A 25,466-nucleotide genomic window follows, 5' to 3' on the forward strand; every position below is an offset into this window, starting at 1 on the left:
GTCCCGGATCTTCGCTTCGCTCGTCCGGGACGACAGCTGTTGTTTGGCGCGCTCCCTCCATACTAACGACCAACATGAAATGGATGGGCAGGGCCGGGGTTCTTCACTACTATCCGCGCGATTTCAAAACAGAACACTGCTGGGAGCTAACTCATGAAATCATCCCTTTTGGCCGCCGTCGCAATGTCGGCCCTGCTGCTGGCGGCACCGGCCTCCGCGCAAGGCGTCAAGATCGGCATCCTCAACGATCAGTCCGGCGTCTATGCCGACTATGGTGGCAAATGGTCGGTCGAGGCCGCCAAGATGGCGATCGAGGATTTTGGCGGCGAGGTTTTGGGCCAGAAGATCGAGCTCGTCACCGCCGACCACCAGAACAAGCCTGACCTTGCGACCTCGATCGCCCGGCGCTGGTATGACGTCGAGAACGTCGACATGATCACGGAGCTGACGACCTCCTCGGTCGCGCTCGCGGTCCACGAGCTTTCCAAGGAGAAGAAGAAGGTCGACATCGTCGTCGGCGCCGCGACCTCGCGGCTCACCGGCGATGCCTGCCAGCCCTACGGCTTCCACTGGGCCTATGACACCCGCGCGCTCGGCGTCGGCACCGGCGGTGCGCTGACCAAGGCCGGCGGCGACACCTGGTTCTTCCTCACCGCGGACTACGCCTTCGGCTATGCGCTGGAGAAGGACACCAGCGAGATCGTCACCGCCAATGGCGGCAAGGTGGTCGGCTCGGTGCGCGTGCCGCTCAACTCCTCCGACTTCTCCTCCTTCCTGCTGCAGGCGCAGAGTTCGAAGGCGAAGATCGTCGGTCTCGCCAATGCCGGCCTCGACACCACCAACTCGATCAAGCAGGCGGCCGAGTTCGGCATTGTCTCCGGCGGCCAGAAGCTCGCGGGCCTCCTGATGACGCTTGCCGAGGTGAACGGCCTCGGTCTTCAGGCCGCGCAAGGTCTGGTGCTGACCGAGGGCTATTACTGGGATCTCAACGACAAGACCCGCAATCTCGGCGAACGCTTCCTCAAGCGCACCGGCCGGATGCCGAGCATGATCCATGCCGGCACCTATTCGGCGACGCTGAGCTACCTGAAGGCGGTCAAGGCCGCCGGCACCAAGGACCCGGAGGCCGTTTCCAAGAAGCTGAAGGAGCTGCCGGTCAACGACGACTTCGCGCAAGGCGGCAAGGTGCTCGAGAACGGCCGCATGGTCCACGACATGTATCTGTTCGAGGTCAAGAAGCCCTCGGAGTCGAAGAAGCCCTGGGACTATTACAAGCTGCTCGCCACCGTTCCCGGCGACAAGGCGTTCTTCTCCGCCAAGGACAGCGGCTGCCCGCTGACGAAGTGACGCGTAGCGTCATTCCGGGGCGATGCGAAGCATCGAACCCGGAATCTCGAAGCTCCGAGTCCGGCGCCAGCGCCACACATTCCGCTGTCGTCCCGGACAAGCGCGCCTCAAGCGCGCGCCGATCCGGGACCCATAACCACAGGCCGGTGTGGTTACGGAGACTCGGAGTTACCTGCTCGCGCCAAACTACTCCCTGTGGATATGGTCCCGGATCGGCGCTTCGCTTCGCTGCGCTTGTCCGGGACGACGACTGAGATTGAGGCGCGACCTTCCCTCACACCATCCGCAACACCACCGCGCCTAGCGCCCCCGCCCACAACGCGATTGCGGCCAGCGCCTGGATCGCGAAACCCGGGCCGCGTTTTGCGGCGGCCTGCGAATAGCCCATGAAATAGACGATGCGGCCGATGATCCACACGGCGCCGATCCCGGCCGCAACGGCATCGCCGATATAGATCGCGAACAACCAGAGCGCCGGCAGGAAGATCGGCATCCATTCCAGCGTGTTCATCTGGATGCGGAACGCGCGCTCGAAATCCGGATGGCCCGACATCGCCGGCACCTTGACGCCGGTTTGGGTGCGCGAGCGCGAGACGTTGATGCAGGTGAAGAAATAAAATGCGATCGCCAGCAGCGTGACGAGAGCGGTGAGATGGTACATCGCGAATCCCCTTAGAGACCGCGCTTCAATACCCGGTCAGCTCGAGATAGCCAACGCCGTCATGCGTGCCGGCAAAGCTGATCGGTCCCTCCCAATAGGAGAAGCCCGTCCCCATCCATGCCTTCGGATTGAGCGGCTTGCAAAGAATCGAGAACGAGCGCGAGGGAATCGCGATCTGCCATTCCACCGGCAGCTTGCGGCCCGCGACCTCGGCCGTTGCTTTCGGACTCATCTGGATATCATTGCCCGCAATCATCTGTGTGTCGCCGGCGGCGCTGATCCAGTTGCCGAACGGATAATCCTTGCCGTCCTTCTGGCGCAGCCGGTACAGCATCAGCTTGTCGCCGGATGCGAGATGCAGCGACAGCCAGTCCCAGCCGGTCTGGTCGGCATCGAGCGGCTGGCTGCTCCATTCGCGGTCCATCCAGGCTTGCCCGGAAACATCGACAGGCTTGTCGTCGATGGTGAGCGTGCCGCGCGCACGATAGAACGGCTGGCTGTAATAATACGACGCCTGTCCGCGCTCCGATTTGCGGCTGTAGCCGTGGTCGCCCTGCAGCACCACCGGACGATCGGCCTCCAGCGTCAACGCGTAGCTGAAGTCGGTGCCCGAGGCCTTCAGCGTCAACGGCGCCAGGGTGTGGTCGCCGGTCTTTTCAAAACCTTTCATCTCCCAATCATCGATCCAGGCCGCGAACGGCTTGTCCGTGACGCCGGCCTGCCCCACACCCCCGCGCGAAAACACCTCGCTGAAGCGGTGCGTGCCTGCGCGCGTCACTGCGGCATGCGCCATCCAGATCTGCTGATTGGCCCAGCCTTCGCCTTGCGGCCCCGGCCGCGCCGCCTGCCGAAACAGCGTCCATTGCAGGCCGCACGCCGCGCCGCTGCTGTCGATGAGATTCGCCGTGAGATACCACCATTCGATGCGAAACTCCGGATGCGGCCCGTGATCGGCTGGGAAAGCAAAGGCCTTTCCCGGCGTCACCTTGGCAAAACCGTCGGCGGTCTCGCCGAGCCCGGCATAACCTTGCGCGCTGGCGCGGCGTGCGAGAGCGAGCGCGGCGAGGCCGCCGGCAAAGGCGCGCCGGGAGATCCGATCAGCGCTCATTGGCAAACACCTTGACGAGGCTCGCCGGCTGCATCCGCGCCAGCCGCACCATCGGCAGCAGCGCTGCAAGCAGCGAAGCGAGCAGCGCCACCGCAACCAGCTCGACCAGTTGCAGCGGAAAGACGTGGAACGGCAGCCGCCAGCCGAACGCCTTCACGTTCACGATCGCGATCAGGCACCACGCCACCAGGAGCCCGAGCGGCACGGCCAGGAGCGAGGTGAACAGCGCGACCGACAGCGTCTTGGTCAACTCGATCGCGGCAAGGCGCGGCCGCGTGATGCCGACCGCCCACAGCGGCGCGAGCTGCGGCAGGCGCGAGTTCGCCAGCGTCAGCAGGCTGGTCAGGAGCGCAATGCCGGCGACGCCGAGCGTGAAGGCGTTCAGCGCCGACGTCACCGCAAAGGTGCGATTGAAGATGCGGATCGATTCCGCCTTCACCGTCGCCTGGTCGGCGACGCTGCGATCATCGAGCGCGAACTGCTTCTGCAAGGCCGCGATCAGCCCGGCGATATTGTCCTTCGCGACGGTCAGGCCAATCCGGGTCTGCGGCGTCTGCGGAAAATGCCGGATCAGCGCCGCGACATTCACCGCGAGCTGGCCCTTGGGGTTGCCGTAATCGGCATAGATGCCGACGATGTCGAGCTCCCAGGTCCCGCCCGGCGCCGGCACCTCGATCACATCGCCGACACGGACGTTGAGGCGGCGGCTGAGCTGCTCGCTGATGAAGGCGGCATTGCCCGGCACGAGCTGAGTCCAGGCGCGCGGCGCGGTCTCCAGCAGCGGCCAGCGCTCGCGATAGAGCGGGTGGTCGGGCAGGCCGAACAATTCCACCGGCTGGCCCTGAACCTGCGTCTCGGCGCGTCCGCCCGACAGGATCGCCTGCACGTCGCTGCGCTCCTTCAGCCAGTTGCGGATCGCAACGCCCTGCGAATTGTCGGCCGCGCTGATGTAGACGTCGGCGGCGAGCCGCCCGTTGAGCCAGCCGATGAAGGTGCGGCTGAAGGTTTCCACCATGGTGGACACGCCGACATTGACGGCGAGCGCGAGCAGCAACGCCATCAGCGCCAGCGACAGTCCCGACAGTTGTTGCCGGCTATCCGCCCAGAACCACAGCGATAGCGGACCTTGCGCCGTGCGCTGGCCGGCGAGCAGGATGATTTCGAGGAAGGCCGGCAGGATCAGCGCCGCACCTAACATCAGCGCCGCCAGCACGCCGAATCCTGCGATCAGCGACACGCCGTAATGAAGCAGCAGCAGCGCAACCGCGAACACGGCGCCGGCGGCAAGGCTCTGCAGAATCAGCCAGCGCCGCTGCCGCTGCTGCCAGGCGCGCGGCTGCGCCGTCGCCAGCACCGGCATCCTGATCGCCTTGATCAGGCTGGTCGCCGCCGCAACAAGCGCGCCCGCAATGCTGATGCCGATCCCGGCGAGCCACCATTCAGGCCGCAATGTGAGTTGCCCCGGGATCTGCGCGCCGTAGAGCCCGCGCAGCGAGGCCGCGACATCGGGGAGAAGCGCCGCCGCGATGAAATAGCCACAGACGAGCCCGATCAATCCTGCGACCAGCGCCAGCGCCACCAGCTCGATCACCAGCACCGTGTTGACCAGCCGCGCCGAGGCACCGCAGGCCCGCAAGGTGCGCAGCATCGGCAGGCGCTGCTCGAAGGCGAGGCCCACGGCCGAATTGACGATGAAGAGGCCGACGAAGAACGACAGCAGGCCGAAGGCCGTGAGGTTGAGATGAAAACTGTCGGTGAGGCGCTCGAGCTCCGTCTCCGCATTCGGCTCGATCCGTTGCAACTGATCGCCGACGACGTCTTGCAGCGGCGCCGGCTTGCCCTTCGGCTTGCCGATCAGCAACCGAGACACCTGATCCGGCTTGTTGAGCAGCCGCTGCGCCACGCCGATATCGACCACTAGCACATCGGGTACGAGCTGCGGGAGCACGCGCAGCGGCGGCAGCTTTGCGCCGCTGCTGATCGGCGGCGCCGCGCCCTCCTGCTCCTGTAGATCGCTCAGCGTCTCCCGCGCCACCAATGTCTGGCCGGGCGGGGCAACGAAGCCGCTCAAATCAGAGGCGCCGAGGCGCGGCGCGTTGCCGACGTCGGCCGGCATCGTCACCGGTTCGATGCCGAGCAGCCGCACCGAGCGTCCGTTGACCTGCACGCGTCCTTCCAGCACCGGCGAGACCGGCCAGCCGGCGCGGCGGAGCTTGACGAACAAGTCTTGGGAGAACGTCGCCGCATTGGGCGCCACCAACATGGCCGTGCGCACGCCGCCGAAGGTCGCCGCGGCGCGGTCATAGGCGTTGCGGGCCTGCTGGTTGATCGCCTGCACGCCGCTCCACAAGGCGGTCGCCGCGATCAGGCCGATCAGGAGGGTTGCGAACTGCATCTTGTGACGCCGCCAATGGCTGAGCAGCACGGCGAGGACCCACAGCGCGCGCCTCATGCGATCCGCCCCGCATGCAGGGTGACGTGGCGATCGAGCGTGCCGGCCAGATGCAGGCTGTGCGTCACCATCAGGAAGCCGCAGCCGGTGCGCGCGACGAGGTCGCGCGTCAGCGCCAGCACGTCGTCGGCGGTGTCTTCGTCCAGATTGCCGGTCGGCTCGTCCGCGAGCAGCAGCGAGGGCTTTGTCGCGAGCGCGCGGCCGATCGCGACGCGCTGCTGCTGGCCGCCCGATAATTGCTCCGGATAACGCCTGAGCAGCTGGCCGAGCCCGAGCCGCTCGACCAGCTCCTTGGTCCAGGCCGCATCATGCCGGCCGGCGATCCGCGCCTGGAAGGCGAGATTGTCGGCGACCGAGAGAGACGGGATCAGGTTGAACTGCTGGAACACGAGGCCGATGCGGTCGCGCCGCAGCTCTGCGCGCCCGGCGTCGGAGAGCTTGGTGACCTCGATATCCTCCAGCCGGATCGAGCCGCCGTCGGCGGCATCGAGGCCGGCGATCAGGTGCAGCAGCGTGCTCTTGCCGCTGCCGGACTCGCCGGTCAGCGCCACGCGCTCGCCTGCCCTAAGGTCGAGATCGACGCCGCGCAGCACGTGAACCGGCTCACCGGCCGAGGCGAAGGTCTTGGAGAGATTTCGGATAGTCAGCACGATGAATGGCGCCGGGCGGAATTAACGGAAATGTTGCGTAGCACACTTGGTGGGGAAATGCCGGGGTTGCGTTGCTGTCGCAGCCGTTGTTAGCTTCACGAAGGCCAAATCAAAAAAGTGCCAAAAAACACAGACGGGGAGAATCATGAGCGCTCAGGGAATGCCGTCCGCGGCGGGTACGACGGCAGGGACGTCCAAAGAAACGCCGAAGGGCGCCTGGACCGTCACGTTTCTGCTCTTTCTCTTCATGCTGGTAAACTTCGCCGACAAGATCGTCGTCGGCCTCGCCGGCGTGCCGATCATGACCGACATGAAGCTCAGCGCCGAGCAATTCGGCCTGCTCGGCTCCTCGTTCTTCTTCCTGTTCTCGATCTCGGCCATCGTCGTCGGCTTCATCGTCAACAAGGTGCCGACGCGCTGGGTGCTGCTCACGCTGGCCGTGATCTGGGCGCTGGCACAGTTTCCGATGGTCGGCACCGTCTCCTTCACCACGCTCCTGATCTGCCGCATCGTGCTCGGCGCGGGCGAGGGTCCGGCCTTCTCGGTCGCCGCGCACGCGATCTACAAATGGTTCCCCGACGAGAAGCGCACGCTGCCGACCGCGATCCTGTCGCAAGGCTCGGCCTTCGGCGTCATCCTCGCGGTGCCGGCGCTGAACTGGGTCATCGTCAATCACTCCTGGCACTATGCCTTCGGTGCCCTTGGCGTCGTAGGCCTGATCTGGGTTGCGGCCTGGCTCGCGCTCGGCAAGGAAGGGCCGCTCGAGAGCACGCAGGTCTCGGCCGCGACCGAGCCGGCGATTCCCTACCTGCAGCTTCTCACCTCGCGCACCTTCATCGGCTGCGTCGCGGCGACCTTCGGCGCTTACTGGGCGCTGTCGCTCGGCCTCACCTGGTTCACGCCTTTCATCGTCAAGGGTCTCGGCTTCTCGCAGAGCCAGGCTGGCTTCATCTCGATCCTGCCCTGGGTGTTCGGTGCCACCATCGTGATTCTCACGGGGTGGATCTCGCAGGTGATGATGGCCCGCGGCTACAACACCCGCATCGCCCGCGGCGTGCTCGGCGCGGTGCCGCTGGTGATCGGCGGGCTGATCCTGGCGATGATGCCGCATGTCCAGGGCGCGAGCTTCCAGATCGTCCTGCTCGTGGTCGGCACCGGCCTGTGCGGCGCGATCTACGTCGTCTGCCCGCCCATGCTCGGCGAGTTCACGCCGGTATCGCAGCGCGGCGCCATCCTCGCGATCTACGGAGCGCTCTACACGCTCTCGGGCATCATCGCGCCGAACGTGATGGGCACCGTGATCCAGCACGCCGGCAGCATGCTCGATGGCTACATGACCGGCTTCAGCATCAACGCCGCCGTCATGGTCGGCTCTGGCCTGCTCGGCCTGCTGCTGCTCTGGCCGAACACGGAAAAGGCGCGGCTAACGCGTGGTGCGGCGGCGCAGCCCGCCCCGCTGAAAGGCGCGGTCTCGCCGACGTAAGCGGGCTGCAAGGCAAGCTGTTCGCCCCAACCACAACTGTCGTCCCGGACAAGCGCAGCGAAGCGGAGCGCCGATCCGGGATCCATAACCACAGGGAGAAGTTTGGCGGAAGCTCGTAACTCCGAGTCTTCGCCAAATTTCTCCCTGTGGTTATGGGTCCCCGCGTTCGCGGGGACGACAGCGGGGAGTGAGGCGCGGCTTGTGCGCCTCAGCGACAGCCCTCGCCTAATTCATCCCCTGCGCGCCACGAATCAGCTTGCCCGGCCGCTGCCCCGTGGCCTCGCCGTGCCGCCGCGTCAGCACGCCCGACACGATCGTCGCCTCATAGCCGTCGACATCCTGCAACAGCCTGCGACCGCCGACCGGCAGATCGTAATGCACCTTCGGTGGATGCAGGTGCAGGCGGTCGTAGTCGATCACGTTGACGTCGGCCTTGTAGCCGGGGGCGATCAGCCCGCGGTCGGTGAGGCCGACCGAGAGCGCGGTCTTGCGCGACTGCGCGGCGACCACGAACGGGATCGTCAGCTTCTCGCCGCGCTTGCGGTCGCGCGTCCAGTGCGTCAGCAGATAGGTCGGGAAGCTGGCATCGCAGATGATGCCGCAATGCGCGCCGCCGTCGGACAGGCCCGGCACCGATTGCGGATCGATCAGCATCTCGCGTGTCGCATCGAGATTGCCGTCGGCATAGTTGAGGAACGGCACGTAGAGCATGCCGCGACCCTCGTCCGACAGCATCGCATCATAGGCGAGCTCCTCCGGCTGGCGGCCCTGCCTGCGCGCCTGCGGGCCCAGCGCGTTCTCCGGCGGCTGCTCGTAATCGGGGGGATCGCCGAGCAGGAACATCTTGTCGTAGTTCGGACGGAAGAACAGCGGATCGTCGGTCGACGTCGCCGTCTCGCTGAGGATCGCCTTGCGCACCTCGCTCTGGTGCAACCGCGCCAGCCGCTCCTGCAGCGGCAGATGCGCGATCGCCTTGTAGCTTGGATGGGTCTGGAACGGGTTTCGCGACAGCTCGAGCCCGAGCAGGAGGCCGACCGGACGTGCCGCGATCTGCGCGGTGATGGAGAGGCCGCGCTTGGCGGCCGCATTGATCTCGTCCAGCGTCTGGCGCCAGCGGTCGGGCGCCTTGTCGTTCTGCGTGATCGAGAACGAGATCGGGCACTTCGTGGCGTCCGCGACCCGCAGCATCATCGGCAGATCTTCGTGGATGGTCGAGAGATCAAGCACGAATTGCAGCACGCTGCGGCCCTCGCGATGCATCGCGCCGGCGATCGCGGTCAGCTCGTCCTCGCCGGCTTTCAGCGTCGGGGTGAAATCGCCGGTCGAGGTGCGGTGGTTGAGCGTGCGGGAGGTCGAGAAGCCGAGCGCGCCGGAGCGCACCGCCTCGCCCGCGAGCTTCGCCATCGCAGCGTTGTCCTCGGCGGTCGAGGGATCGCGGCGCGCGCCGCGCTCGCCCATGACATAGACGCGCAGCGCGGCATGCGGCAGCTGCGCGCCGACATCGATGTCGAAATCGCGCTTGGACAGCCAGTTCATGTAATCCGGAAAGCTCTCCCAGGCCCAGGGAATGCCGGCACTCAGCACTGGTTCCGGAATGTCCTCGACGCCTTCCATCAGCTGGATTAGACGGGTGTGATCGGCGGGCTTGCACGGCGCGAAGCCGACGCCGCAATTGCCCATGATCGCCGTGGTGACGCCGTTCTGCGAGGACGGCGTGATGTCCTGGCTCCAGGTGACCTGGCCGTCGTAATGGGTGTGCACGTCAACGAAGCCCGGCGTCACCAGTTTTCCGCGCGCGTCGATCTCTTCTTGTCCCTTCGCCGAAACTTTCCCGACCTCACTGATCCTGCCGCGGGAGATCGCGACGTCAGCCTCGAACAGCTCGCCGCCGCTTCCATCCGCAACAGTGCCGCCGCGGATCACGAGATCAGGGGTGCTCATGGTGTTTCTTCCCGTTTTGTCTTGTTGTGTTGTGTTTTTCTCGTCTCTCTCAGCCGTCGTCCCGGACAAGCGAAGCGCAGATCCGGGACCCATAGCCACAGGGAGGTGTTTGGCGAAGACTCGGAGTTACCGGTCTTGCACTACGACTCCTCCCTGTGGTTATGGGTCCCCGCGTTCGCGGGGACGACAGTTGAATTTGTAGCGATATTGACCGCTCAATTCGCCTTACCTTGCGCCCGCCGCTCGGTGAACGGCGACAGCACCACCGTCGCCAGCATGAAGATCACGGAGGCCCCGAACACCCAGTGCGGGGCGCTCTGGTCCATGATCCAGCCGAACAGCAGCGGAGAGACGATGCCGCCGAGATTGAAGCCGGTGGAGACGATGCCGAAGGCGCGCCCGGCGGCGCCGGGAGGCGCGGCGTTGCGCACCAGCATGTCCCGCGACGGGGCGATCACGCCGGAGAGGAAGCCCGCGGTCGCCATCGTCGCGGTCAAGACCCAGCCAGGCAGCGTGACCAGCGCGATCAGCAGCACGATCGCTGCGTTGGCGGCAAAGCAGGCGGCGGCGACATAGCCGTGATGTTCGGTGTAATCGGCGAGGAAGCCGCCCGCGAGCACACCCACGGCGCTGCAGCCAAGGAACGCCGTCAGCGCGACATTGGCGATCGAATAGGACGCCCCATAGCCGCTCATCAGCGCCACCACGCCGAAATTGTTGATGCCGGCGACCGACAGGCTGAGCAGCGTGAACAGCACAGTGAGCATGATCAGCGCCGGCGTGATCACGGCCTGCTTCGGCGCGGCTGCGTGGCCCGGCTTCTTCTTGTGCGCGCCGGCTTCGGGGATGCCCATGGCCACCAGCAGCAGCGCCACCAGGATGGCGATCGCGCCCGAGGCGATCAGCGCGCCGACACCGCCCGACACCGTGACCAGCGCAGCCACGATCGCCGGCGTCACCGCGCCGCCGAGATAGCCGGCAAAGGTGTGGACCGAGAAGGCACGGCCCATCCGTGCCTCGTCCATGTGCTCGGCGAGGATGGCGTAGTCGGCGGGGTGATAGACGCTGTTGGCGAGTCCGAGCAGCACCGCGCAGGCGATCAGCGCGGGGTAGCTGAGATGCAGGCCGAGCAGGATCAGCGCGAGGCCGCCGAGCGTGAGGCCGCACAGCAGAAGCTTCCGCGCGCCAAAATGGTCGACGAGATAGCCGGTCGGCGCCTGCGTCAGCCCCGACACCACCGCGGACACGGTCAGCGCAAAGCCGAGTTCGACATAGCCGACGCCGAGCTTCTCCTTCAGGAACGGAAACAGCATCGGCAGGACCAGCAGATGGAAATGGCTGACCCAATGCGCGATCGAGATTCCCGTCAGGGTACGCAGCGCGCTGTCCGCCTTGCCTTGTTGCGGTGCGGCGAGAACATCGGCCATTGCAGTTCCGTTTTCACATCCTGGAGGGGATGGGCAAACTATCGGGGAGAGCGGTTATTTGTCCATGAACGCAGGCGCATGGCAGGTAGTGCGGGTGGGGGCTGCATCCCCGCTGTCGTCCCTGCGTTCATGGGGACGACAGCGGTGTTTGGGGCTACCCCCTCACAACGGCTCGTCGTCATTGCCGTAGCGATCCCGCTTCGGCGTGGCGATGTCGCCGTCCTCGTAGTCGTCGTCGAAATCGCGCGGAGGCGGGGGTGTCTTTGCCTTGTCGTCAGCCGTCTTCGTCTTCGGCGGCTCGCTTGGCTTGGCGGTTTTGGCCATGGCTGGTCCCGGATGGTGATGCTGCACCCGATTCTATCCGGAAAATATGTGGGCTTCCTGATCTGCCGCAAGACGGGGTGTCAACGCACCACCGGCCCGCCCGCCTTCTTCCAGGCATCGATGCCGCCGGCAATGTGCGCGGTGTTCGATAATCCCGCATCCTTCGCGGCGGCCACCGCCATCGCCGAGCGCTCGCCGAAGGCGCAGAAGAACACGACTCGGCGGCCCGTGGCGGCGGCGACCTCGCGCAGCATGCCGCCGGGCTTCAGGCTCTCCTCGACCGACGGATAGGGCGTGTGCAGCGCGCCTTCGAGCATGCCGTGCTTCATGCGCTCATTGGTCTCGCGGAGATCGACAAGCAGGATGTCGGGCCGGTGGAGCGAACGGATCGCCTCCGCGGCGCTGAGCGCGCGGCCTTCCTTCTCCAGTTCCTCCTGATGCAGGCCGACGCGCATGTTGGCGGGCACCGCGACGTCCATCATCTTCGGATTGGGCAGCTTCAGGTTCGCCATCAGCTCGATATATTCGTCGACCGAGCGCACCTGGAGCCGCGGATTGTAGCGCTTCTCCTCGCCGATGGTGGAGACGGTGTCGCCCTTGTAGTCGTGCGCCGGAAACACCATGGTCTCGTCCGGCAGCTTCAAGAGGCGATTGAAGATCGACTCGTATTGTGCGCGCGACGAGCCGTTCTGGAAATCGGTGCGGCCGGTGCCGCGGATCAACAGCGTATCGCCGGTGAAGACGCGGTCGCCCATCAGATAGGAATAGGAGTCGTCGGTGTGGCCGGGCGTGTACATCACGTCGAGCGACAGGCCCTCGATCGTCACCTTGTCGCCATCGGCAACCCGCATCGCCACCACGTCGGCCTTGGTCTGGTCGCCCATCACGGTCATGCAATGGGTGCGGTCGCGCAGCTCGCCGAGCCCGGTGACGTGGTCGGCATGCAGATGAGTGTCGACCGCCTTGACCAGCTTGAGGTCGAGCTCGCGCAGCAGCTGGCAATAGCGATCGACCTTCTCCAGCACGGGATCGAGGATCAACGCCTCGCCACCGGGGCGGCTCGCGAGCAGATAGCTGTAAGTGCCCGAAACGCTGTCGAAGAGCTGGCGGAAGATCATGGGCAGGCCCCGGTGTGGAACTGATTTCGAGGATTCTACTACGGGGCGGGGCAGAAAGAGAAGCAATTCACTGTGTAGACGGTAAAATTTGGAAGATTTTTATTCCTCGAGATGGGGCGGCGAGGCAGTTTGGGGCAACCGCCTGCCCACAAATTCAGTGTCGTCCCTGCCTAGTGCGCAATTGCGCACACGGGGCGCAGGGATCCCAGAAGGAGTTTGGAGCGAAGCGGACATGCATCCGGCCTCAAGGATTTCGCCTTGCGATCCGGAACGGTGATCCGGCTGTCCCAATTAGAACTCCCACCTTAAAGGTGACAAATTTCGGACTCTTGAGAAGAGCGGTCGAGAATTACTGCATGAAGTCAGAGTGCACGAATGAGCCCTTCCGGATCTTTGATCGCGATCCTGCCGTGTAATGACCTTGATGCGTCGGAGCGGTTCTATAATCGATTGGGCTTTGCGCGCCCGGACAGCGAAAGGCCTGCTCCAGGAGAACGCGACACCTATCGCATGCTGTCGAACTCGAAAGGCGGATATCTACATCTGACGGACGCGGTCGAGGGATGGTTGACACCGGGCAGAAACCCTTTTGGGCTTTATCTTTACCTTGAGGATGTTGACGCTGCGGCGCGCGAATTTCAGCAATCACCCGAAGACAAGCCGTGGGGGATGTACGAATTTGCCGTGTCTGATCCAGATGAAACGTTGGTCCGTGTCGGCTGGCCAACCCGTCTCCGCGCTGGTGCTCAATAATTCGTCCGCAGTTGGGCCCTTGGCCGACATGACCAGGCGCGCCTCTTTTGTGCGTTTCCGGTGGTAATGCGGACGTCGTCCGGCGGGCGGATTTATGGGTACACGCCCTAGACAGGGACGACAGGGGAGTGTTCGGCGGGACAGCGGCCCCTACGGCCTCACCACCGTGTACCCGTTCTCCGCCAGGAACAGGATCTGCCCGACCCCGACCTGCACCGGTGTCGCCGCCGGAATGAACTCCGGCCGCTTCCCGGTCTCCCGCTCGATCGTGTCGACCGTGTTGAGGCAGATGTCGAAGCGCACGCCCTGCGCGATCAGGCTCTCGACCTGCTTGCGGCGCTCGCTGCCTGACAGCAACAGATCGATGCCGGGACCGAATGCGACGACCTCGATCGCAACCTTGTCGGGATCGTAGGCTTTCAGGAGATTGTTGGCTACGCTGAGCACCAGCGCCTGCTTCTTCGCATCGCCGTCGGAGAGCTGGAGCACGATCTTGTGCTCGGCGAACGGCTTGTCCTGGAGCGGCACCTGCTGGGCAAAAGCCTGCGGCATCGTCATCCAGGCGAGCAGCATCAGCACGCGAAGAATTTGCGACCGCATCATCCCTATCCCGCAATGCCCGGATTGCCCTCGACGCCCTTCAGCGTGACGCCGCTGCCGAGCCGTTCCTGAAGCATCCGGCCCGAGCGCAGATATTTGGCGACGACATCCCACACCGGTGCGCCCTGCTGGCCGTTGACCGAGGCCCAGCCCGCGACCTTGTAGCGGTGGCTCGCATTGATCGCCTTGCCGCCACTGAGCTTCAGCTCGGAGATGCGGCTGCCGATCGCGTTCGTCGGGCTGCAGGTGTAGCTGAGCCCGCCGGCGCGCACCATGTCGCCGCCCTGCTGGTAATAGGGATCGGCGTTGAAGAGATTGTCGCAGATGTCTTCCAGCACGTTCTTGATCTCTGCGCCGGTCATCTCCTGCACATAGGTCTCGGGATAGCTGATCGCGGTCTCCGCGAGCACGTCCTCCATGGTCAGCGCCTGGCCCGACAGCGCGGTGACGCCCCAGCGGAAACCCGGCGACAACGCGATCTCGGCGTCGAGCTCGGTGCGCAGCGCAGTGCAGATCAGCTCGTCCATGGGCCCGGCGAAATTGTCGCGGCGATAGAGCAGGCGATCCGGGGTGGCGATCTTCTCCGCCCAGTCGGTCACATGCGGCGCGCGCAGCCGGCCGATCAATTCGGCCATGGCCGGATCGGGCTTGAGCAGCTCGGAATAAACAGGCAGCAGATGATATCTGACGTCGCCGACCTTGCCCTTCTCGAGCGCGAGATCGAGCACGCCCAGGAACTTCCCGTTGGAGCCGGCATTGGTGACGAGCGTGGTGCCGCCGGCATTCGTCACGGCAATCGGCTGCGGCACGGCGTCATGGGTATGGCCGCCGAGGATGACGTCGATGCCGGTGACGCGGCTTGCGAGCTTGAGATCGACATCCATGCCGTTGTGCGAGAGCAGGATGACCGCATCGACCTTGTCGGTGCTGCGCAGGCCGTCGACGTGTTTCTGCAGCTCTTCCTCGCGGATGCCGAAGGTCCAGTCGGGCGTGAAGCGCTTGGGATGCGCGATCGGCACATAGGGAAACGCCTGGCCGATGATCGCGACGCGATGGCTGCCGAGCTCCTTGATTACCGAGGGCTTGAACACGCGCCCGCTGGCCTTGTCGAAGGCGAGCGCATCGTTGAACGCGGCTTCCTCGGTGAGGAAAACGTTCTGCGCCAGAAACTCGCCCTTGAAGCGCTCGAGATTGTCGCGCAGCGCCTGCTCGCCATAGGTGAATTCCCAATGGCCGGTCATCGCCTCGATGCCGAGCAGGTTGGCGACCTCGACCATGTCGCGGCCCTGCATGGTGTTGGCAAGCCCGGTGCCCTGCCAGAGATCGCCACCGTCGACGAGCACCGAGCGCTTCTCGCCGGCATCGCCGCGCAAACGGTCGATCAGCGTCTTCAGATGGGCAAAGCCGCCGAGCTTGCCGAAGCGGCCCGCGGACTTCTCGAACTCGAAGCAGGTGAAGGCGTAGGCATCGGCGCTGTCGGACCGGATGCCGAACCGCTCCAGGAAAGCGCGGCCGACCAGATGCGGTGGTCGCCCCGCCATCTCGCCGATGCCGATATTGACGCTGGGCTCGCGGAAATAGACCGGGTTGAGCTGCGCATGCGTGTCGGTGGTGTGCAGGATCCGCGCATTGCCGAACCGTTCGAGGTCGTAAATGCTCGCGGTCTCGGCGCCGCGCGCAAGCCGGGGCAGGCTGAGCGAGGTGGCGACAGCGGCTGTACTCTTCAGGAAATCGCGGCGGCGGATGGCCATCCCAGATTCTCCGCGCCTATGCTCGGCTACGACAGTTCAACGTGCTCAAGTCTAAAGCATGATCCGGAAAAGCGCGCAGCGGTTTTCCGAAAAGATCATGCTCAAACAAACAGCTCAAGCGCCATGGCGATCCTAATCGCATCGCGCTCTAGCGGATTTCCATGGCCTTCCAGGCTTCTTTTTCGGACGTCGCCTGGACAATCGACGCCTTCGCCAGCGCCTCGGCTTCCTTCGAGGCGGCAACCGCGCGGTCGAAATCGCCGCCATCGGCCGCCTTCTTGGCGGCGGCGAGCGCCGATACGGTCACGGTCCACTGGTTGCGCATGCCGGCTGCCTCCTTGGAGGCGGCCTCGGCGGCAGCATAGGCCGCCTTGTAGTCCACCTCATTGGCCGCGCGCGCGGATGGCGCGAGGCTCACGGCGAGTAGCATGGCCAAGGCAAGTGACAGCTTCATGGCCGCGCTCATGGTCGTGCCCTGGGCCTGAAATCGGCAGGCCGTTGGCGACGTAGGAGAGGAAATACTCGACGTCGCGATATTCATCCGACTGCGGCTCCAGGGGAACCGCGCGGGTCTGGCTGTTGCAGGTGACGAAGCGGCGGCTGATCGTGCCCATGCCGCTCCATTCGGAGCGGTAGATCGGCATCGCGTTGAGGATGCCGAGCGCGGGCGCAGGATCTCGGCGCGGATGCGCTCGCCCGGGCTCTGCACATGGCAGCTCGCGCAGGAGAAATTCAGCTGGCCGCGGCGGGTGTAGAAATAGCGCTTGCCGTTCTCGAAGGCTTCGAGCGCGCGGGGATCGTCGGGAATCTTGATGTCCATCGGCTTGCCGCGCGAGGTGAACGCCATGTAGGCGGTCAGCGAGGCCATCTCGTCCTTGACGTAGGAATAGGGGGCTTCCCCATTGGCCTCGCGGCAGCGGTTGAGCGCAAGCTCCAGCGTGACGACCTTGCCTTCCCCGGTGTCGAAATAGGGATAGTTTTGGCGGATGCCGATGCCGCCGTTCGGGAAGCAGTCGGCATAGGTCTTGCCGTTCTTGAACGGCGTCGCGAACATCTCCTTGCCGGCATCGAGCGCGAACTCGTAAGGCGGGAATTCCTCCTTCTCCTGCCACTGCCGCTTCATGTCGGCGTTCATGGAGTAGGGACCGTTGACGAAGTCCTCGTGCTTCACGTCCGGAAACTTCTGAAAGAAGAAGTTCTGGAACGCCTTGGCATCGGCAACCGGATCGACCTTGTCGGCCGCGACCACGCGCGGCGAGGTCAGCGCGAACGCGACCAGCGCGGCGCTGAGCGAGCCAAGCAGGAGCGAGGTGCGGGCCTTCATCACGAAATCTTCGCGGTGGTCGTGTCCGACGCACCCTTGTTGTCGGTCCAGGAGATCTTGAGCTCGTCGCCTTTCTTGGCGCCCTTGAAGCTGAACTTGACGTAGGGGTCCTTGGAGACCGCTGTGCCCCAATCGGCGACGAAGACGTCCTTGCCGTTGCATTCGAACTTCAGCCGCTGGATGAAGTGCGCAGGGATCAGCTCGCCCTTGGAGTCCTTGACGAGACCGGTGTCCATGGGGTGCTGGATCAGTGTCTGCACTTCGGTGATGTCGCCGTTGGCGGTGGCGCGGACGCGAATGCTGGATGCCATGTCGATTGTCCTCGCTTAGCCGCCGCAGCCGCCGACGGTGACCTTGACCTCTTTGGTCGCGCTGTAGAGCTTGCCGTCGGCTTCCACGATCGCGGTCACGTTGGTGGTCTTGGCCATCTTCAGGCGATTGGCAACGCTCGGCAGCGTGCCCTCGGGAATCCTGTAGGACGCCGCGAGCGCGTTCGGGTTCTCGGCAACGAAGAACGAGATCGAGGTGACCTTGTCGAGCGTCGTCGTCACCGAGATCGGCACCACGCCGCCATTCTCGGCGATCTCCGGCGCATCGAGCTTGATCTTGTCGGACAGTTCGGCGGTCTTGCCGTACAGCGCCTTGATCGCGTCGGCTTCGTTCTTCAGCTTGAACGCCTCTTCCGGATATTTGTCGTTCGCCGCCGCGAGCGCCGACGTAGCGCCGAACGGCAGATTGCCGAGGCCGAGCAGCGCGACGCCGGCTGCGCCTTGAAGGATCAGGCGCCGCGTCGGAAGAGGGCCGGTGGTGGTGGTCATCTCAAATCTCCTGGGATGCCGGAAGTCACAGGGTTTGCAGGAAATCAACGATCGCGCTGATCTCCTGTTCGGTCAAAATCCGATTCCGGCCGAACGGCGGCATCATGGTCTGCGGGTTGCGCTTGGTCTCGTCGAAGATGATCGCGACCAGCTCGTTGCGATCAGGGTATTTTGACTTGATGTCCTTCAGCTCCGGGCCGATCGTTCCCGGCAGGTCGCCGCCCTTGATCACATGGCAGGTCAGGCAGTTGCCCTTGCCGCGGTCGAAGGCGAGCTTCTGGCCCTCGGCGACAGCGGATTGCGCCCGCGCAGGGCTTGCGGCAAGGCCGGCGGCGAGTGCCAGCAGGAGGTAAAGGACGGGGGTCCGGGGAAGGGCGGTCAAGGCGTCATTCCGAGGCGTTATGTCGATGATCTCGTTCGCGAAAATATAGCGTTCCAAAGCACAAAGGGCATCGCCTGACAATCAGGACTATGCACGCGGCAAAATGGAGTTAATATCTTCCGCATTGCAACTAAAGAGATTATTTGTTCGGCGGATTCGGACCCAAGGGTAAGGTCAACGGGCGCGGGTCGCTGTTTTCGGGGCGTTTGGGCGCTCGTTCTGTTTTTTATCTCGTTCTCGTTTTTCAAGGGGACCTCAATTGGCTGACTATGTCGTCGAATTTGGCAGGGACGGCGGACGGGTCGAACCGGACGGGCGGCTCGATGCGCCGGCATTTCATCGCAATCACGAGCCGCTCTGGGCGGCGCTGGAGCAGCATCTTGCTGGTCTCACCGGCAACGTTGTCGAGGTCGGCAGCGGAACCGGCCAGCACGTGGTCCATTTCGCCCGCCAGACGCCGGACCTCGTCTGGTGGCCGAGTGATCTCAACCAGCGGCATCTGAAGAGCATCGAGGCTTGGCGGGTCCATTCGGGCCTGCAAAACATCCGCTCGCCGCTGCGGATCGATCTCACCGATCCCGACTGGTGCCCGGAGATGCGAAGCGGGCAGGCGCCGACCAGCCTTGCCGCCTTGTTCTGCGCCAACGTCATCCATATCGCGCCATGGAGCGTGGCCGAGGGCCTGTTCGCCGGCGCCGGCCGCTACCTGCGCGCCGACGGCAAGCTGTTCCTCTACGGCCCCTTCAAGCGCGACGGCAAGCACACCGCGCTCAGCAACGCCGTGTTCGACACGTCTTTACGCGAAGGCAATCCCGAATGGGGCGTGCGTGATGTCGGCGATGTCGAGAAGCTCGCAACGGCCGTGGGCCTTCGCTTGGTCGACACCATCGAGATGCCCGCGAACAATCTGACGCTGGTGTTTTCTAGAGGCTAGCTCGGGACGTCGTCATGCCCAGGCTTGTCCCGGGCATCCACGTTCTTTAGGCGGCAAAGGCAAGGCGTGGATGGCCGGGTCAAGCCCGGCCATGACGATGGGGAGGCGTCAGCGCTTCAACGCTAGCTTTCATCCCGCCACCCGATCTTCTCCTTCAAGAACCGGAAGCCGATCACCTCGAACCCGGCGCGCTCCTTGTTGTCCTTGCCGTAGCCGTGGCCGCCGGCGGCCGGCTCGTAGAACCAGGCTTCATAGCCCATCGCCTGCAGCTTCGCCGCCATCTTGCGCGCGTGGCCGGGATGGACGCGGTCGTCGCGCCGCGTGGTGGCGATCAGGATCGGCGGATAGGATTGGCCGGCCTTGACGTTGTGATAGGCGGAGTAGGTCTTCAGCCACTCCCACTCCTCCGCCTTGTCGGGATCGCCATATTCCGCGATCCAGCTCGCGCCCGCGAGTAGCTTTGTGTAGCGGCGCATGTCGATCAGCGGGATGGTGCAGAACAACGCGCCGAAGCGCTCGGGATAGCGCACCAGCATGTTGGTGATGAGGATGCCGCCGTTCGATCCGCCTTGCGCGGCGATGCGCTTTGCACTCGTCACGCCGCGGCGGACGAGATCGGCGGCGACGGCGGCGAAATCGTCATGCGAGAGCTTCTTGCCGGCGAGGCGGCCGGCATCGTGCCAGCGCGTGCCGAACTCGCCGCCGCCGCGCAAGTTCGCCTGCACCTTCGTGCCGCCGCGCTCCAGCCACAGCTTGCCGAGCGAAGCGTTGTAGTACGGCTTCACGGAATGCCCGAAGCCGCCATAGGCGCTCATGTAGACCGGCGCATCGCCGGTGTCGGTCGCCGGACCCGTCTGCACATAGGGAATGCGCTCGCCGTCGACCGAGATCGCCTCGTGCTGGGTCACGATGAGACCGTCGGCGGTGAACGTCTTCGGCGCCTGCTTCAGCACCATCGGGCTTTCGACGCCGCGTTCGAGCAGCAGCAGCGACGGCGGGGTGAGCGGATCCTGCACATTGGCGAGCAGATCGCCATTGCTCTCGCTGGGATGGCGATCGAGCGGCCAGATGTCGACGACGCCGATCTGCGGCAAGCCGCCAAGTGTCTCGCGGCTCCAGCCGCCAGCGGACGGCGTGCAGATCTCGAAGCGCGGCTGGAGCTCGTCGAGGATCGAGAGCACGAGCTTGCCCGCGGCCCAGAACAGACCTTGCAGCGCGCGCCGCGGCGCCGGCTCGAACAGCACCGCGAAATCGCGGCTGCCGGCGAGGAAAGCCGAGAGCGAGATGCCGAGCACGGTGTCGGTGGCATAGCTGCGGCCCTCGACCGTCCAGTCCTTGCGCAGCTTGATCGCGAACCAGTCGCCATGCGCCTGCATCCAGATGCCGGTCGGCAGATCGAGCTTCGTCGGGGTGCCGGCCGCATCGCGCAGCCAGATTGCGTGATTGAAGAAGTCGATCTGGTCGATGATCCAGACCCGCGGCTCTGCTCCGGTGTCGTCGCTCATGCCGTAGATCATCATGTGATCGGCTGCGGTCTCGATGATCACCTGCGCCTGCTCGACCGCTTGTCCGCGCCGCCACAGCCGGACCGTCCGCGCATAGCCCGAGCTCGTCGCCATGCCCTCGCCATGCGCGCTCGACAGCAGCAGCGTGTCGGCATCGAGCCAGTCGACGCCGCCCTTGGCCTCCGGCAGCGTGAAGCCGTCCGTGACAAAACTCTTCGTGGCGAGGTCGAACTCGCGCAAGGTGACGGCATCGCTGCCGCCGCGCGACAAGCTCAGGATCGCCCGCGTACTGCCCGGCATCGTGGCGATCTGGCTGAGCAGCCAGTCCTCGCCTTCGTGCGCTGCGAGCTGGTCGATATCCAGAATCGTCTCCCACGCAGGGCTCGCTTTGCGAAACTCCGCCAGCGTGGTTCGCCGCCACAGCCCGCGCGGGTTGATGGCGTCCTTCCAGAGATTGTGCAGATCGCTGCCGCGGCGGCTGACATAGGGGATGTTGTCGGGACGATCATAGATCGCTGCGAGGATGTCGCGGTCGCGTTCGAACGCCGCACCGCCGAAGGCGGCGAGCGTCAGCTGATTCTGCCGCTCGACGAAATCAAGCGGCTGCTTGCCTTCGATCTCCTCCAGCCACAGCCAGGGATCGTCGTCGGGAGCGCTTAGCGTGGGCCTGTCATCAACGGACATGAACGAAACTCCGAAAAATCGCGGCGGATAGGATTTGATCGAGCGCAAGCCGTCAAGGCCGCGCTCCGGTATCATCGGCCTGATTGCGTCAGAGGCATGGCCCGCGCCCGTTTGCGCCGGTTGCCCGCCCTCCCGCGCCCCTCCATAGTGCCGGGAATCAACGCGCTCCTCGAGAGCCCCTTGGGGCGGAAATGCCGATGCTAGAAGTGACTTCAGCCAACGAGATCGCCGACGATTCGCGCGTGCGTGCCAATGTGGTGCGCCTTGCGGCGGCGCAGGCGCTGACCGGCGCCAACTCCGCGGTGATCTTCGCCACCGGTGCGATCGTCGGCGCCACGCTCGCGCCCGACATGTCGTTCGCGACCGTGCCGATCTCGATGTATGTGGTGGGCCTCGCCGCCGGCACGCTGCCGACCGGCGCGATCTCGCGCCGCTTCGCCGCCGCGCCGCCTTCGTCGTCGGCACCGGCCTTGGCGCGCTGACGGGCCTGCTCGGCTGCTTCGCCATCCTGCACGGCTCGTTCGCGCTGTTCTGCCTCGCGACCTTCCTCGGCGGCCTCTATGGCGCAGTGGCGCAATCCTATCGCTTCGCCGCCGCCGACGGCGCCAGTGCCGCGTATCGGCCCAAGGCCGTGTCGTGGGTGATGGCCGGCGGCGTGTTCGCCGGCGTGCTCGGTCCGCAGCTCGTGCAATGGACCATGGATGTCTGGTCGCCTTATCTGTTCGCCTTCAGCTTCCTGGTGCAGGCCGCCGTCGCACTGGTCGCGATGGGCATCGTCGCCGGCGTCGATATGCCCAAGCCCGCGCCGGCCGATCTGCACGGCGGCCGGCCGCTGCTCGAGATCGTGACGCAGCCGCGCTTCATCGCCGCCGCGCTGTGCGGCGTCATCTCCTATCCCGTGATGAATCTGGTGATGACCTCGGCGCCGCTCGCCATGAAGATGTGCGGCCTGTCCGTCTCCGATTCCAATTTCGGCATTCAATGGCACATCGTCGCCATGTACGGCCCGAGCTTCTTCACCGGCGCGCTGATCGCGCGCTTCGGTGCTCCCAGAATCGTCGCTGCCGGCCTGCTGCTGGAAGCGGGCGCCGCCGGCATCGGCCTCTCCGGTCTCACCGCGATGCACTTCTGGGCGACGCTGATCGTGCTCGGCGTGGGCTGGAATTTCTCCTTTATCGGCGCCTCCGCGCTGGTGCTGGAGACGCACCGCCCGCAGGAGCGCAACAAGGTGCAGGCCTTCAACGATTTCCTGGTGTTCGGCATGATGGCGATCGGCTCGTTCTCTTCGGGCCAGCTGCTTGCCAATTTCGGCTGGTCCGCGGTGAACATGGTCGTGTTCCCGCCGGTGGTGCTGGGCCTTGCCGTGCTCTCACTGGTCTCCTGGGCGCGCCGCCGCAAGGCGCGGCTGGAGACGGCGATGGGCGAGTTCCCGGACGCGGTGTGACGCATGATCCGGAAAAGTGCGCAGCGGTTTTCCGACTAGATCATGCGCAACAAGTTGGCGGGAGATTGTCAGCAGCATCGATACTTCGATCCAGGTCGAAGTGATTTTCGGGAGTAGGTTACTAAATGTCGTCATGGCCGGGCTTGTCCCGGCCATCCACGTCTTAGGACGCTGAAGAAAGAACGTGGATGCCCGGGCATAGGCGAGCGGAAGCGACGCCGTCCTTCAGATGGCTATGCCCGGACATGACGGAGTAAGCGGCGATGCTCGATAATCCTCAACAGCCACCCATCGACGAATCCTCACTCCGCTACGAAGGCTGGCGCATTGTCGCCGTCTGCTTCCTGCTCGCGACCTTCGGTTGGGGGCTCGGCTTCTACGGCCAGAGCGTCTATGTCGCCGAGCTGCAGCGCGCGCGGGGCTGGCCGGCCTCGCTGATCTCGTCCGGCACCACGTTCTTCTATCTGTTCGGCGCGCTGCTGGTCGTCTTCGTCGGCGAGGCCGTCCGAAAATATGGCCCGCGGCTCTGCCTGATCGCCGGGACGCTGGCGATGGCGGCCGCTGCGGTTGCGATCGGCGCGGTGCGCGAGCCCTGGCAGCTTTATCTCGCCGATGCCGTGCTTGCCTTCGGCTGGGCCGGCACGAGTCTCGCCATGATCACCAACACGATCAGTCTCTGGTTCGACCAGAAGCGCGGCATGGCGATCAGTCTTGCGCTCAATGGCGCGAGCTTCGGCGGCATCGTCGGGGTGCCCTTGCTGGTGATGTTGATCGGCCATATCGGCTTTGCCAGCGCGATGTATGCCGCCGCCGGCGCCATGCTGGTGCTGCTGGTGCCGGTGATCCTCATTCTCGTAGGCCGCCCGCCCGATCTTCATGGCTGGCAGGCGACAGCGAAAGCGAAGCCGCAATCCTCGACAGAGATCCGCGCCGGGGCGCTGCGCGATCTCGGCTTCCTCACGGTGACCATTGCGTTCGCGCTGGTGCTGTTCGCCCAGGTCGGCTTCATCGTGCACCTGATCTCGTTCCTCGACCCCGTCATCGGCCGCGAGCGCGCCGCGGTTGCGGTCGCGGTGCTGACCGCGATGGCCGTGGTCGGCCGCGTGCTGTTCTCGCTGGTGATCGACCGCCTCAACCAGCGGCTTGCGTCGGCGCTGTCGTTCCTCAGCCAGGCTGCCGCGCTTGTCGTCGTCATCAACCTGCACAACGATTACGCGCTGATCGCAGCCTGCGCGGTGTTCGGCTTCTCGGTCGGCAACCTCATCACGCTGCCATCGCTAATCGTGCAGCAGGAGTTCGATCCCGCCTCGTTCGGCGTGTTGATCAGCCTGAATACGGCGATCAACCAGGTGACGTATGCGTTCGGGCCCGGAATCGTCGGGGCCTTGCGCGATTGGTCCGGTGGCTATTCGCTGCCTTTCTATCTCTGCATCGCGCTGGAGATGGCCGCCGCAGCGCTGATCATGGTGCGCGGGAAGCCCAGAGCGAAAATCTTGTAGGGTGGGCAAAGCGAAGCGTGCCCACGATCTGTATCCATCACGGACGGATGGTGGGCGCGGCGCTGTGCGCCTTTGCCCACCCTACGAGACTACGCTTCCCGCTGCTTCAGCAACGCCTCCACATCGAGCCGCTTCGTGAACATCGCGAGCTTCCCATCCGGTCCGAATGGCCATTGCTCCCTGGGCTTGTCCCAATACAGCTCCACGCCATTCTGGTCGGGATCGCGCAAATACAGCGCCTCGCTGACGCCGTGGTCGCTGGCGCCGTCCAGCGCGATGCCCGCCGTCAGCACCCGATGCAGCGCATCCGCCAGCGCTGGCCGGGTCGGATAGAGGATGGCGGTGTGGAAGAGCCCGGTCGTGCCCGGCGGCGGCGGCGAGCCGCCCTTGCTTTCCCAGGTGTTGAGCCCGATGTGGTGATGATAGCCGCCCGCCGAGATGAAGGCCGCGCCGGAGCCCATGCGCTGCATCAGCTCGAATCCGAGCACGCCGCAATAGAAGCCGAGCGCGCGATCGAGATCGGCGACCTTGAGGTGGACGTGGCCGATCCTGGTGCCGGCGGCGACGGCGGATGATTGCGACATGTGGCTGCTCCGTTTCTGAACTCCACATAGGCTCGGCTTCGGGACGGCGCTACCAGCGCATCCCGAAACCCATCGTTTCCGAATGGGAAACTAAGCGAGCTCCGGCGCCTCGCCCTCGGGCAGGCCGAACTCAAACGTGTTCAGCGTCATCGACACCATCGTGTAATAGCCGCACAGCCCGATCACCTCGACGACGCCGCGTTCGCTGAGCAGCTTCACCGCCGCATCATAGAGACCCTTCTCGACGCCGTGGCCCTCATGCAGCGACTTTGCGAGATCGTAGATCATCTTGCCCTTGGGATCGTCGAACTCGGGCGTGCGGCGGTCGCGGATCGCGTCGATGATATCAGGATCCATGCCGCCCGCGAGCGCGAGGCGCTTATGCGCATACCATTCATAATGCGCGGTCCAGTGCCGCGCCGTCACCAGGATGGCGATCTCCGAAAGCTTGGCCGGGAAGATCGTGTCGTAGCGCAGCACCTCGCCGAGCCTTGTGGCGTGACGGGCCATGTCGGGACTGTTGAGCCAGGCCATCATCGGCGCCGGCGGCTTGCCGCGCTTGCCGGCAATCGACTCGTCATAGGTCTGCCGCTGGCTCTCGTTCATTTCGCCAGGCGAAAGAAGCTTTAGGCGCATTCTCGTTTCCTCTTTGTTTTCAAGCCTCGCCGTGAGGGAGA

Annotated in this window: 22 protein-coding genes and 2 pseudogenes; 6 read left to right on the forward strand and 18 right to left on the reverse strand. The window is 64.9% G+C overall.

All coding sequences use genetic code 11. The annotated features are described in order from the left end of the window. Positions 1-153 precede the first annotated feature (153 nt). Complete coding sequence (locus FOM02_RS02910) at positions 154-1,347, forward strand: ABC transporter substrate-binding protein (RefSeq protein ID WP_027563212.1); 1,194 nt, start codon at positions 154-156, stop codon at positions 1,345-1,347. Between the two features lie 274 nt (positions 1,348-1,621). Here the strand turns inward: FOM02_RS02910 and FOM02_RS02915 are convergent, their stop codons facing one another. Genes FOM02_RS02915 through FOM02_RS02930 form a run of 4 tightly spaced genes read right to left on the reverse strand, consistent with a single transcriptional unit; the run spans position 1,622 to position 6,218 of the window. Then, positions 1,622-2,008 (reverse strand): MAPEG family protein, encoded by a 387-nt coding sequence (locus FOM02_RS02915; protein WP_027563211.1) that lies wholly within the window; start codon positions 2,006-2,008, stop codon positions 1,622-1,624. A 25-nt stretch (positions 2,009-2,033) separates the two neighbouring features. Further along, on the reverse strand, positions 2,034-3,116 hold the full coding sequence (locus tag FOM02_RS02920; protein ID WP_027563210.1) for a lipocalin-like domain-containing protein: 1,083 nt from the start codon (positions 3,114-3,116) through the stop codon (positions 2,034-2,036). Continuing rightward, positions 3,106-5,568 (reverse strand): FtsX-like permease family protein, encoded by a 2,463-nt coding sequence (locus tag FOM02_RS02925; RefSeq protein WP_027563209.1) that lies wholly within the window; start codon positions 5,566-5,568, stop codon positions 3,106-3,108. The genes FOM02_RS02920 and FOM02_RS02925 overlap by 11 nt, the downstream gene beginning before the upstream one ends. Then, the gene (locus FOM02_RS02930; RefSeq protein WP_027563208.1) at positions 5,565-6,218 is read right to left on the reverse strand and encodes an ABC transporter ATP-binding protein; all 654 of its coding nucleotides are present in this window, start codon (positions 6,216-6,218) and stop codon (positions 5,565-5,567) included. The genes FOM02_RS02925 and FOM02_RS02930 overlap by 4 nt, the downstream gene beginning before the upstream one ends. A gap of 145 nt (positions 6,219-6,363) precedes the next feature. On the opposite strand from FOM02_RS02930, the gene FOM02_RS02935 reads away from it, so the two are divergent. Further along, complete coding sequence (locus tag FOM02_RS02935) at positions 6,364-7,701, forward strand: MFS transporter (protein WP_027563207.1); 1,338 nt, start codon at positions 6,364-6,366, stop codon at positions 7,699-7,701. A gap of 225 nt (positions 7,702-7,926) precedes the next feature. Here FOM02_RS02935 and FOM02_RS02940 read toward each other — a convergent pair whose 3' ends face one another. From FOM02_RS02940 to FOM02_RS02955, 4 genes are all read right to left on the reverse strand, one after another. Then, positions 7,927-9,642 (reverse strand): N-acyl-D-amino-acid deacylase family protein, encoded by a 1,716-nt coding sequence (locus FOM02_RS02940; protein WP_027563206.1) that lies wholly within the window; start codon positions 9,640-9,642, stop codon positions 7,927-7,929. Between the two features lie 215 nt (positions 9,643-9,857). Next, entirely contained in the window at positions 9,858-11,069 is a 1,212-nt protein-coding gene (locus FOM02_RS02945) for an MFS transporter (protein ID WP_027563205.1), read from the reverse strand. Between the two features lie 162 nt (positions 11,070-11,231). After that, positions 11,232-11,393, reverse strand: coding sequence for a hypothetical protein (locus FOM02_RS02950; protein WP_035730608.1), 162 nt, complete (start codon positions 11,391-11,393; stop codon positions 11,232-11,234). Between the two features lie 80 nt (positions 11,394-11,473). Continuing rightward, positions 11,474-12,511 carry an MBL fold metallo-hydrolase gene (locus FOM02_RS02955; RefSeq protein ID WP_027563204.1) on the reverse strand — a complete coding sequence of 346 codons (1,038 nt, stop codon included), beginning with the start codon at positions 12,509-12,511 and terminating at the stop codon, positions 11,474-11,476. Positions 12,512-12,886: 375 nt separating this feature from the next. On the opposite strand from FOM02_RS02955, the gene FOM02_RS02960 reads away from it, so the two are divergent. After that, positions 12,887-13,264 (forward strand): VOC family protein, encoded by a 378-nt coding sequence (locus tag FOM02_RS02960; RefSeq protein ID WP_035730611.1) that lies wholly within the window; start codon positions 12,887-12,889, stop codon positions 13,262-13,264. Positions 13,265-13,414: 150 nt separating this feature from the next. On the opposite strand, the gene FOM02_RS02965 is transcribed toward FOM02_RS02960, so the two are convergent. The 7 genes and pseudogenes from FOM02_RS02965 to soxX form a co-directional block, all read right to left on the reverse strand. Beyond that, positions 13,415-13,867, reverse strand: coding sequence for a hypothetical protein (locus FOM02_RS02965; protein ID WP_027563203.1), 453 nt, complete (start codon positions 13,865-13,867; stop codon positions 13,415-13,417). 2 nt (positions 13,868-13,869) lie between these two features. Further along, positions 13,870-15,615 carry a thiosulfohydrolase SoxB gene (gene soxB / locus FOM02_RS02970; protein WP_265441441.1) on the reverse strand — a complete coding sequence of 582 codons (1,746 nt, stop codon included), beginning with the start codon at positions 15,613-15,615 and terminating at the stop codon, positions 13,870-13,872. Between the two features lie 148 nt (positions 15,616-15,763). Continuing rightward, positions 15,764-16,069 carry a hypothetical protein gene (locus FOM02_RS02975; RefSeq protein ID WP_027563201.1) on the reverse strand — a complete coding sequence of 102 codons (306 nt, stop codon included), beginning with the start codon at positions 16,067-16,069 and terminating at the stop codon, positions 15,764-15,766. A 19-nt stretch (positions 16,070-16,088) separates the two neighbouring features. Then, a pseudogene (gene soxA, locus FOM02_RS02980) lies at positions 16,089-16,939 on the reverse strand (sulfur oxidation c-type cytochrome SoxA); the annotation flags it as partial. After that, positions 16,939-17,250, reverse strand: a complete 312-nt coding sequence (gene soxZ / locus FOM02_RS02985) for a thiosulfate oxidation carrier complex protein SoxZ (RefSeq protein WP_027563199.1) — start codon at positions 17,248-17,250, stop codon at positions 16,939-16,941. The pseudogene soxA and the gene soxZ, both read right to left, overlap by 1 nt. Positions 17,251-17,265: 15 nt before the next feature. Further along, a complete protein-coding gene (gene soxY / locus FOM02_RS02990; protein WP_027563198.1) occupies positions 17,266-17,757 on the reverse strand; it encodes a thiosulfate oxidation carrier protein SoxY in 492 nt (163 codons plus the stop codon). A gap of 25 nt (positions 17,758-17,782) precedes the next feature. Beyond that, positions 17,783-18,139 (reverse strand): sulfur oxidation c-type cytochrome SoxX, encoded by a 357-nt coding sequence (soxX, locus tag FOM02_RS02995; RefSeq protein WP_027563197.1) that lies wholly within the window; start codon positions 18,137-18,139, stop codon positions 17,783-17,785. Positions 18,140-18,398: 259 nt separating this feature from the next. Here soxX and FOM02_RS03000 point away from each other — a divergent pair, with 259 nt between their 5' ends. Next, positions 18,399-19,073, forward strand: a complete 675-nt coding sequence (locus FOM02_RS03000) for a DUF938 domain-containing protein (RefSeq protein WP_027563196.1) — start codon at positions 18,399-18,401, stop codon at positions 19,071-19,073. 122 nt (positions 19,074-19,195) lie between these two features. Here FOM02_RS03000 and FOM02_RS03005 read toward each other — a convergent pair whose 3' ends face one another. Next, positions 19,196-21,262: a prolyl oligopeptidase family serine peptidase gene (locus FOM02_RS03005; protein ID WP_027563195.1), complete on the reverse strand. Its 2,067-nt coding sequence runs from the start codon at positions 21,260-21,262 to the stop codon at positions 19,196-19,198. Positions 21,263-21,459: 197 nt separating this feature from the next. Between FOM02_RS03005 and FOM02_RS03010 the strand changes: the two are divergent. Together FOM02_RS03010 and FOM02_RS03015 are read left to right on the forward strand one after the other, a co-directional pair. Beyond that, a pseudogene (locus tag FOM02_RS03010) lies at positions 21,460-22,706 on the forward strand (MFS transporter). A 263-nt stretch (positions 22,707-22,969) separates the two neighbouring features. Further along, positions 22,970-24,205 (forward strand): MFS transporter, encoded by a 1,236-nt coding sequence (locus FOM02_RS03015; RefSeq protein WP_027563193.1) that lies wholly within the window; start codon positions 22,970-22,972, stop codon positions 24,203-24,205. Between the two features lie 89 nt (positions 24,206-24,294). Here FOM02_RS03015 and FOM02_RS03020 read toward each other — a convergent pair whose 3' ends face one another. Then, entirely contained in the window at positions 24,295-24,789 is a 495-nt protein-coding gene (locus tag FOM02_RS03020; protein WP_027563192.1) for a VOC family protein, read from the reverse strand. A gap of 90 nt (positions 24,790-24,879) precedes the next feature. After that, a complete protein-coding gene (locus FOM02_RS03025; RefSeq protein WP_027563191.1) occupies positions 24,880-25,425 on the reverse strand; it encodes a carboxymuconolactone decarboxylase family protein in 546 nt (181 codons plus the stop codon). Positions 25,426-25,466: the final 41 nt, after the last annotated feature.

Origin of the sequence: Bradyrhizobium sp. SEMIA (assembly GCF_014844175.1) — a bacterium.
Lineage (GTDB): Bacteria > Pseudomonadota > Alphaproteobacteria > Rhizobiales > Xanthobacteraceae > Bradyrhizobium > Bradyrhizobium arachidis.

What these genes read in the sequence shown, in the direction of transcription:
- FOM02_RS02910 (WP_027563212.1), top strand. Translation starts at nt 154, where the DNA reads ATGAAATCATCCCTTTTGGCCGCCGTCGCAATGTCGGCCCTGCTGCTG.
- FOM02_RS02915 (WP_027563211.1), bottom strand. Translation starts at nt 2,008, where the DNA reads ATGTACCATCTCACCGCTCTCGTCACGCTGCTGGCGATCGCATTTTAT.
- FOM02_RS02920 (WP_027563210.1), bottom strand. Translation starts at nt 3,116, where the DNA reads ATGAGCGCTGATCGGATCTCCCGGCGCGCCTTTGCCGGCGGCCTCGCC.
- FOM02_RS02925 (WP_027563209.1), bottom strand. Translation starts at nt 5,568, where the DNA reads ATGAGGCGCGCGCTGTGGGTCCTCGCCGTGCTGCTCAGCCATTGGCGG.
- FOM02_RS02935 (WP_027563207.1), top strand. Translation starts at nt 6,364, where the DNA reads ATGAGCGCTCAGGGAATGCCGTCCGCGGCGGGTACGACGGCAGGGACG.
- FOM02_RS02940 (WP_027563206.1), bottom strand. Translation starts at nt 9,642, where the DNA reads ATGAGCACCCCTGATCTCGTGATCCGCGGCGGCACTGTTGCGGATGGA.
- FOM02_RS02945 (WP_027563205.1), bottom strand. Translation starts at nt 11,069, where the DNA reads ATGGCCGATGTTCTCGCCGCACCGCAACAAGGCAAGGCGGACAGCGCG.
- FOM02_RS02950 (WP_035730608.1), bottom strand. Translation starts at nt 11,393, where the DNA reads ATGGCCAAAACCGCCAAGCCAAGCGAGCCGCCGAAGACGAAGACGGCT.
- FOM02_RS02955 (WP_027563204.1), bottom strand. Translation starts at nt 12,511, where the DNA reads ATGATCTTCCGCCAGCTCTTCGACAGCGTTTCGGGCACTTACAGCTAT.
- FOM02_RS02960 (WP_035730611.1), top strand. Translation starts at nt 12,887, where the DNA reads ATGAGCCCTTCCGGATCTTTGATCGCGATCCTGCCGTGTAATGACCTT.
- FOM02_RS02965 (WP_027563203.1), bottom strand. Translation starts at nt 13,867, where the DNA reads ATGATGCGGTCGCAAATTCTTCGCGTGCTGATGCTGCTCGCCTGGATG.
- soxB (WP_265441441.1), bottom strand. Translation starts at nt 15,615, where the DNA reads ATGGCCATCCGCCGCCGCGATTTCCTGAAGAGTACAGCCGCTGTCGCC.
- FOM02_RS02975 (WP_027563201.1), bottom strand. Translation starts at nt 16,069, where the DNA reads ATGAAGCTGTCACTTGCCTTGGCCATGCTACTCGCCGTGAGCCTCGCG.
- soxZ (WP_027563199.1), bottom strand. Translation starts at nt 17,250, where the DNA reads ATGGCATCCAGCATTCGCGTCCGCGCCACCGCCAACGGCGACATCACC.
- soxY (WP_027563198.1), bottom strand. Translation starts at nt 17,757, where the DNA reads ATGACCACCACCACCGGCCCTCTTCCGACGCGGCGCCTGATCCTTCAA.
- FOM02_RS03005 (WP_027563195.1), bottom strand. Translation starts at nt 21,262, where the DNA reads ATGTCCGTTGATGACAGGCCCACGCTAAGCGCTCCCGACGACGATCCC.
- FOM02_RS03015 (WP_027563193.1), top strand. Translation starts at nt 22,970, where the DNA reads ATGCTCGATAATCCTCAACAGCCACCCATCGACGAATCCTCACTCCGC.
- FOM02_RS03020 (WP_027563192.1), bottom strand. Translation starts at nt 24,789, where the DNA reads ATGTCGCAATCATCCGCCGTCGCCGCCGGCACCAGGATCGGCCACGTC.
- FOM02_RS03025 (WP_027563191.1), bottom strand. Translation starts at nt 25,425, where the DNA reads ATGCGCCTAAAGCTTCTTTCGCCTGGCGAAATGAACGAGAGCCAGCGG.